Raw genomic sequence first — 284 nt, forward strand, 5'->3', positions numbered from 1 at the left:
CAGATCTCGACGCTCTCGCCGCAGACCGACGGGTCGGGGTCGGCCGTGACCGTCGTCGTCGTGTCCGCCGCGTCGACCACGGCCTCCGCGGTGTCCGACGACCCGGCGGCGCAGGTGTCGCCGAGGTACGTGGCGGTCACCGTGCCGGACTCCAGCGTCGTCGTGGTCACACACGCCTGACCGGTGGCGTCGAGCGTGGCCGTCTCGTTGACCCCCGGACCGGTGAAGGTGACCGTCCCCGTGGGGATTCCGGAGCCGGGCGGATCGATGGTGACCGTCGCGCA

General features: G+C 72.5%; 1 protein-coding gene. It reads right to left on the bottom strand.

Annotation, left to right across the window (positions count from 1 at the left end):
* Positions 1-284 (bottom strand): Ig-like domain repeat protein (locus AN218_RS28530; protein WP_141747724.1); only part of this gene is annotated, 284 nt, incomplete at both ends.

It is taken from the genome of Streptomyces nanshensis (assembly GCF_001751255.1).
GTDB classification, from domain to species: domain Bacteria; phylum Actinomycetota; class Actinomycetes; order Streptomycetales; family Streptomycetaceae; genus Streptomyces; species Streptomyces nanshensis_A.